13 protein-coding genes are annotated in these 15266 nt (G+C 70.7%); 5 read left to right on the top strand and 8 right to left on the bottom strand.

Annotation, left to right across the window (positions count from 1 at the left end):
• Positions 1-40: 40 nt before the first annotated feature.
• Positions 41-2566 carry an ATP-dependent Clp protease ATP-binding subunit gene (locus ACZ303_RS30780; protein ID WP_467343772.1) on the top strand — a complete coding sequence of 842 codons (2526 nt, stop codon included), beginning with the start codon at positions 41-43 and terminating at the stop codon, positions 2564-2566.
• 89 nt (positions 2567-2655) lie between these two features.
• Here ACZ303_RS30780 and ACZ303_RS30775 read toward each other — a convergent pair whose 3' ends face one another.
• Both ACZ303_RS30775 and ACZ303_RS30770 read right to left on the bottom strand, forming a co-directional pair.
• Positions 2656-5979, bottom strand: coding sequence for an NACHT domain-containing protein (locus ACZ303_RS30775; RefSeq protein ID WP_467343771.1), 3324 nt, complete (start codon positions 5977-5979; stop codon positions 2656-2658).
• 5 nt (positions 5980-5984) lie between these two features.
• Positions 5985-6338, bottom strand: a complete 354-nt coding sequence (locus ACZ303_RS30770) for a trypco2 family protein (protein WP_467343770.1) — start codon at positions 6336-6338, stop codon at positions 5985-5987.
• Positions 6339-6682: 344 nt separating this feature from the next.
• Between ACZ303_RS30770 and ACZ303_RS30765 the strand changes: the two genes are divergently transcribed.
• Positions 6683-7426 carry a M23 family metallopeptidase gene (locus ACZ303_RS30765; RefSeq protein WP_467343769.1) on the top strand — a complete coding sequence of 248 codons (744 nt, stop codon included), beginning with the start codon at positions 6683-6685 and terminating at the stop codon, positions 7424-7426.
• Between the two features lie 109 nt (positions 7427-7535).
• The gene (locus tag ACZ303_RS30760; RefSeq protein WP_467343803.1) at positions 7536-7997 is read left to right on the top strand and encodes a VOC family protein; all 462 of its coding nucleotides are present in this window, start codon (positions 7536-7538) and stop codon (positions 7995-7997) included.
• A gap of 15 nt (positions 7998-8012) precedes the next feature.
• On the opposite strand, the gene cseC is transcribed toward ACZ303_RS30760, so the two are convergent.
• The 5 genes from cseC to ACZ303_RS30735 form a co-directional block, all read right to left on the bottom strand.
• Positions 8013-9314, bottom strand: coding sequence for a two-component system sensor histidine kinase CseC (gene cseC, locus ACZ303_RS30755; protein ID WP_467343768.1), 1302 nt, complete (start codon positions 9312-9314; stop codon positions 8013-8015).
• Between the two features lie 41 nt (positions 9315-9355).
• Positions 9356-10102, bottom strand: a complete 747-nt coding sequence (gene cseB / locus ACZ303_RS30750; RefSeq protein ID WP_467343767.1) for a two-component system response regulator CseB — start codon at positions 10100-10102, stop codon at positions 9356-9358.
• Positions 10071-10664 (bottom strand): hypothetical protein, encoded by a 594-nt coding sequence (locus tag ACZ303_RS30745; protein WP_467343766.1) that lies wholly within the window; start codon positions 10662-10664, stop codon positions 10071-10073. Before ACZ303_RS30745 ends, cseB begins: the two co-directional genes overlap by 32 nt.
• 53 nt (positions 10665-10717) lie before the next feature.
• The gene (locus ACZ303_RS30740) at positions 10718-11266 is read right to left on the bottom strand and encodes a SigE family RNA polymerase sigma factor (protein ID WP_043189586.1); all 549 of its coding nucleotides are present in this window, start codon (positions 11264-11266) and stop codon (positions 10718-10720) included.
• A gap of 204 nt (positions 11267-11470) precedes the next feature.
• The gene (locus tag ACZ303_RS30735; protein WP_467343765.1) at positions 11471-12379 is read right to left on the bottom strand and encodes an HhH-GPD family protein; all 909 of its coding nucleotides are present in this window, start codon (positions 12377-12379) and stop codon (positions 11471-11473) included.
• A 220-nt stretch (positions 12380-12599) separates the two neighbouring features.
• Here ACZ303_RS30735 and ACZ303_RS30730 point away from each other — a divergent pair, with 220 nt between their 5' ends.
• Both ACZ303_RS30730 and ACZ303_RS30725 read left to right on the top strand, forming a co-directional pair.
• Complete coding sequence (locus ACZ303_RS30730) at positions 12600-13094, top strand: pyridoxamine 5'-phosphate oxidase family protein (RefSeq protein ID WP_467343764.1); 495 nt, start codon at positions 12600-12602, stop codon at positions 13092-13094.
• 227 nt (positions 13095-13321) lie between these two features.
• Entirely contained in the window at positions 13322-14038 is a 717-nt protein-coding gene (locus tag ACZ303_RS30725) for a hypothetical protein (RefSeq protein ID WP_467343763.1), read from the top strand.
• Between the two features lie 89 nt (positions 14039-14127).
• Here ACZ303_RS30725 and disA read toward each other — a convergent pair whose 3' ends face one another.
• Positions 14128-15261, bottom strand: a complete 1134-nt coding sequence (gene disA / locus ACZ303_RS30720) for a DNA integrity scanning diadenylate cyclase DisA (protein WP_467343762.1) — start codon at positions 15259-15261, stop codon at positions 14128-14130.
• Between the last annotated feature and the right edge of the window lie 5 nt (positions 15262-15266).

Genomic DNA, 15266 nt, shown 5'->3' with positions numbered 1-15266 from the left:
CGACCCCTAACTGCCTGACCGCTCTGAGGAGCGATTAACGATGTTCGAGAGGTTCACCGACCGCGCGCGGCGGGTTGTCGTCCTGGCTCAGGAAGAAGCCCGGATGCTCAACCACAACTACATCGGCACCGAGCACATCCTCCTGGGCCTGATCCACGAGGGTGAGGGTGTCGCCGCTAAGGCCCTGGAGAGCCTCGGGATTTCGCTCGAGGCGGTCCGCCAGCAGGTGGAGGAGATCATCGGGCAGGGGCAGCAGGCCCCGTCCGGCCACATCCCCTTCACTCCCCGTGCCAAGAAGGTCCTGGAGCTGTCGCTCCGCGAGGCCCTCCAGCTCGGCCACAACTACATCGGTACGGAGCACATCCTGCTCGGCCTGATCCGTGAGGGCGAGGGCGTCGCCGCCCAGGTCCTGGTCAAGCTGGGCGCCGATCTGAACCGGGTGCGGCAGCAGGTCATCCAGCTGCTCTCCGGCTACCAGGGCAAGGAGGCCGCCACGGCCGGCGGCCCGGCCGAGGGCACGCCCTCGACCTCGCTCGTCCTGGACCAGTTCGGCCGCAACCTCACCCAGGCGGCTCGCGAATCCAAGCTCGACCCGGTCATCGGGCGCGAGAAGGAGATCGAGCGGGTCATGCAGGTGCTCTCCCGCCGTACGAAGAACAACCCGGTCCTCATCGGCGAGCCCGGCGTCGGCAAGACGGCGGTCGTCGAGGGCCTGGCCCAGGCCATCGTCAAGGGCGAGGTGCCCGAGACCCTCAAGGACAAGCACCTCTACACCCTCGACCTCGGCGCCCTGGTCGCCGGCTCCCGCTATCGCGGTGACTTCGAGGAGCGCCTGAAGAAGGTCCTCAAGGAGATCCGCACCCGCGGCGACATCATCCTGTTCATCGACGAGCTCCACACCCTGGTGGGTGCGGGCGCCGCCGAGGGCGCGATCGACGCCGCGAGCATCCTCAAGCCCATGCTGGCCCGGGGCGAGCTCCAGACCATCGGCGCCACGACGCTGGACGAGTACCGCAAGCACCTGGAGAAGGACGCCGCCCTCGAGCGCCGCTTCCAGCCCATCCAGGTCGCCGAGCCCTCGCTGCCGCACACCATCGAGATCCTCAAGGGTCTGCGCGACCGGTACGAGGCGCATCACCGCGTCTCCATCACGGACGAGGCCCTGGTCCAGGCCGCCCAGCTGGCCGACCGCTACATCTCGGACCGCTTCCTCCCGGACAAGGCGATCGACCTGATCGACGAGGCCGGCTCCCGGATGCGCATCCGCCGGATGACCGCGCCGCCGGACCTCCGCGAGTTCGACGAGAAGATCGCCGACGTCCGCCGGGACAAGGAGTCCGCGATCGACTCGCAGGACTTCGAGAAGGCCGCCTCCCTGCGCGACAAGGAGAAGCAGCTCCTCGCCGCGAAGGCCAAGCGGGAGAAGGAGTGGAAGGCCGGCGACATGGACGTCGTCGCCGAGGTCGACGGCGATCTGATCGCCGAGGTCCTGGCCACGGCCACGGGCATCCCGGTCTTCAAGCTGACGGAGGAGGAGTCCTCCCGCCTGCTGCGCATGGAGGACGAGCTCCACAAGCGCGTCATCGGCCAGAAGGACGCCATCAAGGCGCTCTCCCAGGCCATCCGGCGCACGCGTGCGGGCCTCAAGGACCCGAAGCGCCCCGGCGGCTCGTTCATCTTCGCGGGCCCGTCCGGTGTCGGTAAGACGGAGCTGTCCAAGACGCTCGCCGAATTCCTCTTCGGCGACGAGGACGCGCTGATCTCCCTCGACATGTCGGAGTTCAGCGAGAAGCACACCGTCTCGCGTCTCTTCGGTTCCCCGCCCGGATACGTGGGTTATGAAGAGGGCGGCCAGCTCACCGAGAAGGTGCGCCGCAAGCCGTTCTCCGTCGTCCTCTTCGACGAGGTCGAGAAGGCCCACCCGGATATCTTCAACTCGCTGCTGCAGATCCTGGAGGACGGTCGCCTGACCGATTCCCAGGGCCGCGTGGTCGATTTCAAGAACACCGTCATCATCATGACGACGAACCTCGGCACCCGGGACATCTCCAAGGGCTTCAACCTGGGCTTCGCCGCCCAGGGCGACGTCAAGACCGGGTACGAGCGGATGAAGGCCAAGGTCAACGAAGAGCTCAAGCAGCACTTCCGGCCCGAGTTCCTCAACCGCGTCGATGACACGGTGGTCTTCCACCAGCTGACCGAGGAAGACATCATCCAGATCGTCGACCTCATGGTCGCCAAGGTGGACGAGCGGCTCAAGGACCGCGACATGGGCATCGAGCTCAGCTCGGAGGCCAAGTCGCTGCTCGCCAAGCGTGGCTACGACCCGATCCTGGGTGCCCGCCCGCTGCGCCGCACGATCCAGCGCGAGATCGAGGACATCCTCTCCGAGAAGATCCTCTTCGGCGAGCTGCGCCCCGGCCACATCGTGGTCGTCGGCACGGAGGGCGAAGGCACGGAGAAGAAGTTCACCTTCCGCGGCGAGGAGAAGTCGGCGCTGCCGGACACTCCGCCGATCGAGTCCGCGGCGGGTGGGGCCGGCCCCAACCTGTCGAAGGACGCGTAAGGCACGTCAGCGCCCGGCTGTAGCGCTGTAGGCCGGCCCCGGAACCGTACGCACGGTTCCGGGGCCGGTTTCTTGCGTTCGGGGGGAGGTCAGTCGGGCTCGTAGAAGTCGTCCAGGTCCCGGTATCCGTGCGTCAGCCGATCGCCGAAGGCGTCGGCTCCCAGCAACGTCAGCTCGTGACCGGGGGAGGTGTACAGCTCCAGCCTCTCCCCGGGCAGCTCGCGCACCCTCGTGAGGTCCACCGTGATGGGCCCTGGCCCGAGGCGCTCCAGATAGAGCGAGCGAAGCGCGGGGAAGACTCGCAGCAGCCTTTCGTCCACCGAGGAGGGCACCGTGGTGAGGCAGAGGGCCACCTCGGCGATCTGCGGCAACGGGTCCACGCCCGCCAGGTCGTCCATGGAGCTGTCGAGCTGCAACGAGATGAGGCCGTGGAGGTTCCCCAGCCTGTTCAGCTCGTGGGGGGACACCAAGGAAGCCTGAATCACCATCAGCCGGCGCAGACCGGTCCAGCCTTCGATGCCCTCCAGGGACAACAGGTCGCTGTCCGTGACCATGAGGTGGGAGACGCCGCTGAGAGGCGGCGGAAGGCTGCTGCGGCCCCCGCTCGTGGGCAAGCACGCCACATCCAGGAAGGACAGCTCCGAGGCTCCCTTGAGGACCTCCAGGTGGTCGACCAGCGGTCTCGATCCGTCGAGCTCGAGGTGCAATTCGCGCAGGCGCGTCCCGGCCAGGGCAGAGACGTCCCGCAACTGCGGGCAGTCCATGATCGAGAGGTATTCGATCTCCGGGTGGTCGCCCAGGAAGTCCAGATCCGTGACATGCCTGTTCCCCCCGAGGACCAGGCTGGTCACCTCGCGCCCCCGGAGCGCCTGCCGCAAAGCCTCAGCCGACCCGTCGTACCCGATGGACAGCGTTTTCACCGGGCCGATGTCCGACAAGCACGCGAGTTGTTCCGCGGTTCCGACCGCGATGTTGAGGTCGTCGAGTCGCATGGGAGCGAGTACTTCTCTCGCGTACCGCCGTGCGTCCGAGAATTTCCACGCGTCGGCCACAGCCCTGCGGACGAACGGATCCTCGTGCTGCCCGTAGCGCTTCAGGAGAGGCATCGCCGCTTCTCCCAGCGGGCCCAGCACCTTCACCACGTGCATCGCCGCCGTGCCGTCCAGCCCCTCCGGTTCCGGAAGGATCCCGAGAACCTCCGGGCCCAGGGACGCCAGATGATCGACCTCCGACGTCCTCCGTGGCGCTCCCAGCTCCCGGAGGCCTCCCCACACCGCCGAGTGCCGTGTGTCGGCCAGGGACGCCGCGCTGATCGCGCACTGCGCCGCGAGTGTACGGACCGACCAGACATCCTCATGGCTCGCGTCCCTGCCCGCCGCGACGAGGGCGTCGATGACCCGCTCCTCCTCCTTCCGGCCGCAATGCCCGATCACGAGCCGGATGACGTCCTGCCACTGCTCCTCCGCCACGTGGCCCAGCAATTCGTCCAGGCTGTCGCTGTCCTGGAATTCCTTCGCCGCGAGATAGTCCTGGAAGGTGCGGTGGATGAATTGGATGGAATTCGGCGTGCGCTCCTGGAGAAGCCCGCTGCGGTTGAGCAGATGGGTGAGGACTTCATCGGCCGTGCCCTGCTGCCGTATGCGCCTCAGACCGGCCATGGCCAATTCCAGCTGCCGCACGGCCTGGACCCGGGACAGTTCGGTGCGACCGTTCCGTACGAGCCAGATCGCGATGCGCTGGAGAAGCTGCCGGCCGTCGTCCGGTTCCAGTTCGATGCCCTCCGGCTTGTGGACGCGGCGGTGGGCGTCGCGGCTGCCGAGAAGCATGTTCAGCGCCGCGCGGTAGAGCTCCCAGCGGGTCCGGGGGAGCAGACCGCTGCGGCGGCGGTGCAGGGCGCAGATGACGGCGCACAGCAGCGGCGTGCGCGCCAGGTCGCGCAGGGCGGCATTGCGCTGGAACTCCTGCGTGAGATCGCGTTCGAGGTCCTGGAGCCGGCTCCGTATCCGCTCCGCGTGCCGGGTGTCGGCCCAGCCGTCGCATTCCAGCCGGGCGGCCGTGTGCCACGCCGCCACGAACATCTGGATGTCGCGGTCGCTCATCGGCAGCAGCCGCAGCTCCTCGAAGCCCTCCGACTCCAGCCACGCCCGGTCGACGGCGAGCGGCCGCACCGTGACCAGGCAGCGCGTGCGGGGGTGCATGCGGAGCAGCTCCGCCAGCCACTTGCGGGCGGGCGCGCGGTCGGCCTGCGGCAGCTCGTCCAGCCCGTCCACCAGCAACAGCGCGCGCCCGGCCGCCAGGACCCGCCCCGCCCAGCCGCTCGGCGGGGCGTCCACCCCGGACAGGCGGGCGATGGTCGGTAACTGCGAAGGAGTGGGGCGGATGATGCCCTGGGCGGCCAGGGTGCGCATGGGGATGACGAAGGGGACCAGGCCGTTGAGGGCGCTCAGCTCGGCGGGCAGGGTGTTGCACGCGGCATGCGAGGCCAGCCACCACACCAGCGTCGTCTTGCCGGCCCCCGCCTCGCCGCGCAGCAGCGTCCGGGGGCGGGAGCCGAGCAGGGCCTCGATCCGGTGCGGCTCGGAGCGCGGCTGTTCCGGGCCGGAGCGGGTGGCCTGGGCCTCCAGGCTGAGGTAGGCGGTGTCCAGGTCCCAGTGGTTGTCGCCGGTACCGAGGTCGTCGAGACCGAAGATCTCCAGCCTGCTGTAGGCGGCCTTGATCGCCTCGGCGTACGTCGCCTCGTAACCGCTGTCCTCCGGACCGGCCGAGTGGACCTCTTCCAGGTGCGGCGCCTGCGGCCAGTGCTCCGCCACGCGGGCCTGGAACTGTGTGTCCTCCAGGATCGAGACCAGGGGCACGGCGTCGATGGACGAGTGCGCCCAGCCCTTCGGGTCCTCGGTGGCGATGCCCACCAGGACCGGCCCGGCGAGGACCGGGCCGCCGGACAGCCCGGCCCAGGGCGAGCCGTAGGGCCCGGCGGACGGTGGGGGATGGGCGGCGCGCAGGACGTACCGCCCGCGCAGCACGCCCGACAGCGGCGCGAGGGTGCCGGGGATCTGTACGGCCTCCAGCTCTTCCCGGCCGTACCGCTGGACCTGCGGGAATCCCAGGGCCTGGCACCCGTCGACCGGGGACCGGCCGACGCAGACGCCCCACCGCAGCGGCGGCAGGTCGGCGGCGGACAGCAGCGGTCTCTCGGCCAGCAGCAGGGCGGCGTCGCACTGCTCGGGGTCGCCGGCCCACAGCACCTCGCACGGTACGGGCCCGGCGTGGCCCAGCGCGACGACCCGCACCCCGCCCTCGCCGCCCAGAACGTGCGCACTGGTCAGCACCAGCGACCCCGTCAGCAGCACCCCGCTGCCCTGCGCCTCCGCCAGCACCGCCACCAGCCGGTCCTCCACCGACCGGACGCGCACCCCTGTCACTGCCCCGCGGAGCCGAACCGTGAGACGCCGGCCGGCCGCTCATTTCCCACCCGCAGGTTGCCGCCCGTGCGGGCGTTCTTCGGGGTGAGGGTGAAGGAGACCGTGTGGGTGCGGGTGGAGCCGCGGGAGGCTTCCGCGTCCGCGTTGATCACCCATGCCTTCACGCCGCCCGAGCCCTTGGCGTCCTTGCGGATCTCGACCGTGAACTCCATGGCGATCTCGCCGACCTCGAAGACGATGTCCTCGCCCGCGCCGCGGGCGGCCGCGGTGGTGAGACCGTCGCGGACCGCCTGGACGGCGTCCGCCAGCTCGATGTCGTCCAGGTGGGAGTAGCGGGAATCGTTGCCCATCGTGGTGTCGCCCCCCGGCGGTGTGCGCGTCCGTCGACTGCTGTCCGGGAGCGTACCGCCAGGCGGGGGCCCTTGGTCCCGGAACGGGTGAGGCCGAAAGTCCCTCCGCGGTGATACGGCGCACAGGGCGTGCGTCACATACTAGGCCGGATAGCAGGAATGGCGGTCGCGAAAACCCCGTATTTCTGCCCGATGTGCCCCGGCATAAAGGGTCCGGTGCCCGGCCGCCTACTACGGCATTCGCTAGTAGAGGCCGTTCTTGGCAGGGCTGCGAATGCGGGTTACCAAGGTAGGGCGATCCCGGTCCGCAGCCGGGACCCATTCTTGCCTGGAGGTATTTCTTTATGTCGAAGCACACCGCTTTCCGTAATGCGGGCACGACCCTTCTGCGTTCCCGTGCCGCCGTCGTGGCCGCCGGGCTCGGGGCCTCGCTCGCACTCGGAACCGGGGTGGCGCTCGCGGCGGAGACCACCTCCCAGGCGCAGCTCCCGGCGTTCGCGTCCGTGGCGGCGCTGGACGACGCCCTGCACGCGCAGGCCGAGACGCAGCTGAAGGCCGCCGCCAAGGAGGCCAAGGCGAAGGCCGACCAGGCCCGGGCGAAGCAGGACGCCGAGAAGCGCGCCGCCGACGCCCGTCAGCAGGCCGAGGCCTCGCGCAAGAAGCGTGCCGACGCCTGGATCGCCCCCGTCGAGGGCTACCAGATCGGCCAGCCCTTCGGCATCGCCGGCAGCATGTGGGCCAACAAGCACAGTGGCCAGGATCTGGTCGTCGGTACCGGTACGTCCGTGAAGGCCGTGCACGGCGGTACGGTCGTGAAGGCCGGCCCGAACGGCGGCGGTGACGGCCCGGCGTACGGCAACGCCATCGTGATCAAGCACGACGACAACACGTACTCGCAGTACGCGCACCTGTCGCAGGTGAAGGTCTCGATCGGCCAGACCGTGACCACCGGCCAGGAGATCGGCCTCTCCGGCTCCACCGGCAATTCGTCCGGCCCCCACCTGCACTTCGAGATCCGCACCACCGCCAACTACGGCAGTGGCATCGAGCCGCGCGCGTTCCTGAGCGCCCACGGCCAGAACCTCTGACCGAACCGGTCGTGATCCGCGTGCCCGGTACGCCCCCTCGGGGGCGTGCCGGGCACGCGCATGCGTGCCTACGGTGGTCGTGAAGCACACGGATCCCCGGGAGCACGCCATGATCAAGGGCATCGCCATCACCACCGTCTGGGTCCTCGACCAGGACCGGGCGAAGGAGTTCTACACCGAGAAGCTGGGTTTCGAGGTCCGCACCGACATGACGATGGGCGGCGACGACGGCATGCGCTGGCTGACGGTCGGCGCCAAGGACCAGCCGGACGTCGAGCTCACGCTGATGGTGCCGGGCCCGCCCGGCCTGGACCCGGACTCCGCCGGGGCCCTGCGGAAGCTGGTCGCCAAGGGGGTGCTGGGCGCGGGGGTGCTGAGCACCGACGACGTACGGCGGGACTACGCCACTCTCTCGGCCAAGGGCGTGGAGTTCCTCCAGGAGCCGCGGGAGCGGCCCTACGGCACCGAGGCCCTCTTCCGCGACGACTCGGGGAACTGGTTCTCGCTGACCCAGCGCGGCGAGCGGCCGGTCCTCGACAAGGACTGGGGCGAGTGCGTCGACCCGATGTAGCCGGCGGCGGGGCGGTTAGTCCGGCACCTGTATGACCGGGAAGCTGCCCGTGCTGGTCGGCGCCGACTCCGGCAGCCAGAGCACGGCGATCGCGCCGGTGTCCCCCTCGACCTCGGGGTCGGCGTTGCGGAAGGTCAGCCGCGCGCCCAGCACCCGGGCCTGGCCGGCCGCGATGGTCAGGCCCAGGCCGTGGCCCTTGCCCGCGCGGTCCTTGCTGCCCGTACGGAAGCGGCTCGGGCCGTCCCGCAGCAGCTCCTCCGGGAACCCCGGCCCGTGGTCGCGCACGCGCAGCACGCGCCCGTCGACCGTGACCTCGAAGGGGCCCTGGCCGTGCTTGGCGGCGTTGGCGAGGAGATTGCCGAGGATGCGCTCCAGGCGGCGCGGATCGGTGGAGACATAGGCGTCCCGGACGACCTTGACCCTGGCGTCCGGCTCGACGATCCGCACCCGGCGCAGCACGAAGTCGCCCAGCCGGATGTCCTGCATCTCGGCGCGCTCGGCGAAGCCGTCCAGCCGGGCGACCTCCAGCACGTCCTCGACCAGGGTGCGCATGGCCTGCGCCCGGTCGCGTACGAGCTCGGTGGGGCGCCCCGGGGGCAGCAGCTCGGCGGCGGTGAGCAGGCCGGTGACGGGCGTGCGCAGCTCGTGCGCGATGTCGGCGGTGACGCGCCGCTCGGCCTCCAGCCGGTCCTGGAGCGCCTCGGCCATGCCGTCGACGGCCCGCGCCAGGTCGTCGGTCTCGTCGCGCACCCGGCCCCCGATGGCGTCGCGCACCCGCACCTCGGAGTCGCCGTCGGCGAGCTTGCGGGCGGCGGTGGCGGCCTTGCGCAGCCGGCGGGAGAGCTGGCCGCCGATGAGGATGCCCAGGGCGGAGCCGCCCAGCACGACGGAGACCGAGCCGATGATCAGCGCCTTGTCGAGGGCGTCGAGGATCGAGAAGCGGTCCTCGAACTTGGTGTGGATCGAGAGGATCTTGCCGTTGCGCACGGGCACCGACGCCCAGACCTCGGGGGTGCCCTTGCCGCCGGAGTCCTGGAGATAGGTCGCGCGCAGCCCCACCGCGGCGGCGTCCCGCAGCGGCTGGGGCAGCGTCGGGTCGTCCAGCTTGGCGTGGAGCATGAGGCGGTTGGTGGTCTCGTAATAACGCTGGGCGACCTGCACCCGGGCGTCCAGCGCGTCGCGGGCGTTGTCGAGCATGGACAGCCGCGCCTCGTTGTGGACGACGAGGCTCAGCGCGACGGCCACGAGCGCGCTGACCCCGGCGATGGCGAGGCTGACCTTCCAGCGCAGCCCCGAGCGCAGGGCGAGCTTCACCACGGCTTCACCATGGGGGATTTCCGTGGGTCACCATCGGGTGGTCAGCCTCTGAGCTTGTAGCCGAAGCCGCGGACGGTCTCGATCCGGTCCTGGCCGATCTTGCCGCGCAGCCGCTGGACGTGGACGTCCACGACGCGGGTGTCGCCGCCCCAGCCGTAGTCCCAGACGCGCTCCAGCAGCCGGTCGCGGGAGAGCACGGTGCCCGGCGCCGCCGAGAACTCCAGCAGCAGCCGCATCTCCGTCGGCGTGAGGGCCACGGGCTCGCCCGCCTTGCGGACCTCCATGCCCTCCGTGTCGACCTCCAGATCGCCGAAGCGCAGCACCCCGCCCTCCAGCGGCTCCGGCTCCTCGGCCGCGCCGGCGCCGTTCGGCCCGCTGGCGTGCCCGAAGCGGCGCAGCACGGCCCGTATCCGGGCGACGAGCACGGCGCCGTCGAAGGGCTTGGTGACGTAGTCGTCGGCGCCGGCCTCCAGGCCGAGCACGACGTCGATGGAGTCCGCCCGCGCGGACAGCATGATCACGGGAACGGTCGACTCGTCACGGATCCGGCGGCACAGGCTGACGCCGTCCAGGCCCGGGACCATGACGTCGAGCAGCGCGATGTCGGGTCTGCGGGCGCGGAACCTCTCCAGCCCCAGCAGCCCGTCCGGCACCGCGGTGACCTCGAAGCCGTCGCGCTCCAGCGCCAGCTGGGTCGCCTCGCGGATCACGTCGTCGTCCTCGACGAAGAGCACATGCGTATCGGCCACGCCGCCCTCAGCCCTCCGTTCCCACGCTCGGGAGTCCATCCTTGTCGTTGTTCCCGACCTTGCTGAAGTCGGTGTGCGTCCGGCCGGTCTCGCGGAACTCCTCGCCCGACCAGTGGTACGTCATGACATCTTCGCCCGACGCGCAGCACGCCGCGTCACCGGGCCCGTAGACCTGCCGGGTGACCCGCAGGTCGCGGCGGTCGATCTCGGCGTAGACGGGCGGCTGCTCGGCGGAGAACACGTTCACGTACGAGTCGCCCTTGGCACGGTACACATAGGCGCCGACACCGAAGGACTCACCGCAGGTCAGGACGTTGATGACCACGTCGTTGCGGGAGCCTTCGGTGAGCTGGCCGTAGATCACGTCGACCGGGTAGTCGTTCTTCACGCACGGCTTCAGGTTCTTCTTGACCTGATCGCTGACCTTGGGATCGCTCTTGATCAGCTTGATCGCGTCGACCTTCTGCTGGGCCGGGATCGCCGAGGCCGTGGGCAGCCGGGTCGGTTTCGCCGTGGACTGGCTCTGCGCGGCGCCCTCCTTCCGGACGCCCTCGCTGCCCGTGTCACATCCGGCAAGCAGAAGACCGGCGGCCGCGGCCATCGCTGTGACCGTGCCGCCGGTGATCAGTGCCGGCCTTGTGGGAGCCGCCTTTTTCAGGCTGCGCACCGTTCCTGCCCCCGCTCGTTGCGCTCAAGGGCGTGGAAGTCCAGGTCTCGGCTCTCCAGCTCCTGACGCAGCCGGGCCAGCGCCCGGTGCAGCGTGCTCTTGACCGTGCCCGTGGACATGCCGAGCGCCTCCGCGGTCTCCTCGGTGCTCATCTGCTCCCAGTGTCGCAGCACGACGACGCTGCGCTGCTTGGGTGCCAGGACTCCGAGGATGTCCATCAGCAGGGCGCGGTCGGCGTGCTGCTCGGTGCCGTCCTCGACGCTCGCGTCGGGGAGCTGCTCGGTGGGCACCTCATCGAGCTTACGGGCACGCCACCACTCAGTACGAGTGTTGATCATGACACGGCGGAGGTAGGCGTCGGCCAGCGACTTGTCCGCTATGCCTTCCCAGCGGCCGTAGGTGCGCACCAGAGCGGTCTGGAGGAGGTCCTGCGCGTCGATCGGGTCCGGAACGAGACGGCGGGCGCTGCGCAGGAGGGCGTCCTGACGGTTGCGCACGTACTCTTCGAAGTCCAGAACCTTGCCGCTGCTGGCCATCTCGCAGCCTCCATTCCGCTTGCATTCCCCGCGTCACGCTGGTGGTCCTCCAGCACGAGTAGGACGCTACGGAGGTGCTGTTGCGACGTGATGTGCAGCAGCCCTTCGGCTGGAGCACAGCTGTCCATAGGTTGTGTAACAGTGAGCCCGAAATGATGAAGAAATGGGGCGCAAGGGGGCCCCTGCGCCTTCACTTCATCACCGCTACGTGAGAGGGAGCCGGTATCGGCCGCCCTCCAGGGGCTCCACCAGCCCGTCCGCGACCAGCCCGTCAAGCGCCCGGGCCCGCTGCACCGGCTCGTCCCACACCGCGTCCAGCGCCGCCTGCTCCACCGGCTCGACCGCCTCGCGCAGCACCGCCAGCAGCTTGCCGCGCACCTGCCGGTCCGTCCCCGCGTAGGTCTGGCCGCGGCGCGGCGGACCGTCGTGCGCCGGCGAACCGGCCGCCCGCCAGGCGCAGTGGGCCGCGATCGGGCAGCGCGCGCAGTCGGGGGTGCGGGCCGTGCAGACCAGCGCCCCCAGCTCCATCGTCGCGGCGGCCCAGCGGGCGGCCACCGGCTCGCTCTCCGGCAGCAGCGCGCGGGCCAGCTTCCGCTCGGCGGCGGTGGTGGCGTTCGGCGGGTACTGCGCGCCGCTCACGGCCCGCGCGAAGACCCGGCGGACGTTGGTGTCGAGGACCGCGTGCCGCTGCCCGTACGCGAAGGAGGCCACGGCCGCCGCCGTGTACTCGCCGACGCCGGGCAGCGCGAGGAGTTTGGCGTGATCGCTCGGTACCTCACCGCCGTGCAGCTCCGTGATCGCCGACGCGGCGGCGTGCAGCCGCAGCGCGCGCCGCGGGTAGCCGAGCCGGCCCCACGCGCGGACCGCCTCGCCGGGCGGCTCGGCGGCGAGGGCGGCCGGTCGCGGCCAGCGGGCGAGCCACTGCTCGTACACCGGCAGCACCCGGCTGACCGGCGTCTGCTGGAGCATGAACTCGCTGACCATCACCCCCCACGCACCCGCCTCCGGGCGGCGCCAGGGAAGGTCGCGGGCGTGCGCGCCGAACCAGTCGATGACCGGGTCGTGCAGGATGGCGGGCGTTTCGGGCGGGGCGGCGGAAGTCATGGCAGTCATGGCGTCCCGATCCTGACACGCCCGTCCACGACGGGGAAACGCGCCGGGCCCCGAATGTCCGACTTTCGCCGGGGCGCAGTAGGGATCGGACGGGCCGGTGGTACGAAGCGCCGACCCGGGCGGGCAGTACGAGGCGGGCGGCGGTACGAAGCACCGGTCGTATCCGGGGGCGTACGACCCCGGATTGGTGACCGGTGACCGCGAGGGGTGGAATGGGCCCATGAGCGAGACGCAGACGCGGCCGCCGGGTGAGATCCTCGCCGCCCTCGACGCGCATTCCACGATGACCCTGGCCTACGTCGACGAGGACGGCCCGCAGGCGTGCGCCGTGCTCTACGCGGTGGCGGAAGCCCCGGACGCGGGCCCCACCCTGCTCTTCGTCACCTCGGCCACCACCCGTCACGGGCGCGCCCTCCTCGCCGGAGACGGCCGGGCCGCCTTCACCGCCCAGCGCGACGGCCAGGAGTGGACCGCGCTGACGGGTCTTCAGGGCCGGGGCGGCTGCCGCACGCTGGAGGGCGCGGAACGGGAGACGGCCTGGCGCGCGTACGCCGCGCGCTACCCGTACGTGGAGCGCGACGAGCGCCTGCGCCGGGCGATGGAACGCACCGACCTGTGGGAGCTGCGCCCCGACTGGCTGCGGCTGACCGACAACGGGCAGGGTTTCGGCCATAAGACCGAATGGACGCGCCACATCGGGGATCGGCAGGTGTAAAGCCCGGACTTCGTCGAGTGTCGACAACCTCGAGCCCTCCCGGTGCGGGCAGATGATGAGAAAAGTAGGCACCCATGCGGCGGGTATGGGCTGGTGCCCTGGCGGATCTCTCGTAGAGTCTTCGCGTGGGATCACTGCGCAATCCGATCGGGCCGCTTCCCTCCTCCATCTATTGGCGGCGGAGGGCAGTTGCGTTGGGCCTGCTCGGCCTTCTCGTACTACTGGGTTTGTGGTTCGTCACCCTTGGGGGTGACGGCGGCTCCGGCGATGACCAGGGCAAGGGCTCGAATGGAAAGGGCCCGGGCGACACCACCATCACCCCCGGCCCGGTCCCCTCGGGCCCGCACATCAGCCAACGCCCGGGCGGACGAGGTGATTCGGGCGGCGGCACCGGCAGCGGTGGGGTCAGTGGCGATCACCCCAGCAGTGGCGGAAGCGGTGGTGGCGCCGGCAGTGGCGGCGGCGCCGGTACGGGCGGTGGAGCCGGCGGCCCCGGCGCCGGAGTCCTCGGAACGGGCGACGGCAAGCCCGTCCCGGCCGGGTCCAAGCTCCCCGACTGCGCGTCAGATTCCGTGCGGTTGGAGCTCCACAGCGTCAAGGACGCCTACCGGCCCGACGAGAAGCCGAAGTTCGAGATCGTGGTCAAGAACACCGGCAGCGGCGCCTGCAAGGTGAACTTCGGGGCGACCGCGGCCTTCCTCAAAATCACCAGCGGTGACGACCACGTCTGGTCCTCCGACGACTGCGCCCGCGGCGCCGGTGCCGTTCTGGTGGAGCTCCCCGGCTCGGGCGAGACCAAGCGCACCGTGGAGTGGGACCGCAAGCGCAGCGCCCCGCAGTGCGCCACCCCGTCCGGCGACGCCGCGGCGGGCGAAGGCACCTACCGGGTCGAGGTCAAGGTCGCGGGCGTCACCGAACGGCTGGAATTCAAGCTGGAGAAGTGAGCCCGCCGGTGAGCTCGACCTCGCCGGGAAACGACTGGAGGGGCGGCCCCGCGGGGCCGCCCCTCCAGTCGTGCGTTCCGCTGTTCCCGCTAGACGTAGCGCTCCAGGATCGACGACTCCGCCAGCCGTGAGAGCCCCTCGCGGACCGAGCGGGCGCGGGCCTCACCCACGCCGTCGACCGTCTGCAGGTCGTCCACGCTCGCGGCGAGCAGCTTCTGGAGCCCGCCGAAGTGGTCCACGAGCCGCTCGATGATCGCGCCGGGCAGCCTCGGCACCTTGGCCAGCAGGCGGTAACCACGCGGGGAGACCGCGGAGTCCAGCGTCTCCGGCGAGCCGCTGTAGCCCAGGGCGCGTGCCACGATGGGCAGTTCGAGCAGCTCGGCGTGGGTGAGGGAGTCCAGCTCCGACAGGGCCTCGGGGACCGTGCGGGTGCGCTTGGCGGTGGGCTCGGGGACATAGTCCCGTACGACCAGGTCGCGCTCGGGCTCGACGCCGGCGATCAGCTCGTCCAGCTGGAGCGTGAGGAGACGGCCGTCGGTGCCCAGCTCGACGACGTACTCCGCGATCTCCGTGGCGATCCGGCGCACCATCTCCAGCCGCTGGGAGACCGCGGTGACGTCGCGGACGGTCACCAGGTCCTCGATCTCCAGGGCGGACAGCGTGCCGGCGACCTCGTCCAGACGGAGCTTGTAGCGCTCCAGGGTGGCCAGCGCCTGGTTGGCACGGGAGAGGATCGCGCCCGACTCCTCCAGGACCCGCCGCTCACCGCCCACGTACAGCGCGATCAGGCGCATCGACTGGCTGACCGAGACCACGGGGAACCCGCACTGGATGGAGACGCGCTGCGCGGTGCGGTGGCGGGTGCCGGTCTCCTCGGTGGGGATCGAGGCGTCCGGCAGCAGCTGGACGCCCGCCCGCACGATCTTGGTGATGTCCTTGTCGAGGATCAGCGCGCCGTCCAGCTTGCACAGCTCGCGCAGCCGGGTGGCGGTGAACTCCACGTCGAGGACGAAACCGCCGGTGCACATCGACTCGACGGTCTTGTCCATGCCGAGGACGATGAGTCCGCCCGTATTGCCGCGAAGAATGCGCTCCAGGCCGTCGCGCAGGGCCGTGCCGGGCGCGACGGCGCTCAGCGAGGCGCGCATCAGGCCGTCGACGCCGGAGCCACCGGAGCTTCCCCCGGCCCTGCCGGGGCCCGATGCCCGGTCATTGGCTGCCACTGCAC

This window comes from Streptomyces sp. NPDC023527, from assembly GCF_055560115.1.
This window is presented reverse-complemented; position numbering and strand designations above follow the sequence as displayed.

Bases quoted from the DNA above. Each gene is read 5' to 3' on its own strand.
- ACZ303_RS30760 (WP_467343803.1), top strand. From the start codon at position 7,536: ATGATCAAGGGCATCGCCATCACCACCGTCTGGGTCCTCGACCAGGAC.
- ACZ303_RS30735 (WP_467343765.1), bottom strand. From the start codon at position 12,379: ATGACTGCCATGACTTCCGCCGCCCCGCCCGAAACGCCCGCCATCCTG.
- ACZ303_RS30780 (WP_467343772.1), top strand. From the start codon at position 41: ATGTTCGAGAGGTTCACCGACCGCGCGCGGCGGGTTGTCGTCCTGGCT.
- cseB (WP_467343767.1), bottom strand. From the start codon at position 10,102: ATGGACTCCCGAGCGTGGGAACGGAGGGCTGAGGGCGGCGTGGCCGAT.
- ACZ303_RS30730 (WP_467343764.1), top strand. From the start codon at position 12,600: ATGAGCGAGACGCAGACGCGGCCGCCGGGTGAGATCCTCGCCGCCCTC.
- ACZ303_RS30745 (WP_467343766.1), bottom strand. From the start codon at position 10,664: ATGGCCGCGGCCGCCGGTCTTCTGCTTGCCGGATGTGACACGGGCAGC.
- ACZ303_RS30765 (WP_467343769.1), top strand. From the start codon at position 6,683: ATGTCGAAGCACACCGCTTTCCGTAATGCGGGCACGACCCTTCTGCGT.
- ACZ303_RS30740 (WP_043189586.1), bottom strand. From the start codon at position 11,266: ATGGCCAGCAGCGGCAAGGTTCTGGACTTCGAAGAGTACGTGCGCAAC.
- ACZ303_RS30770 (WP_467343770.1), bottom strand. From the start codon at position 6,338: ATGGGCAACGATTCCCGCTACTCCCACCTGGACGACATCGAGCTGGCG.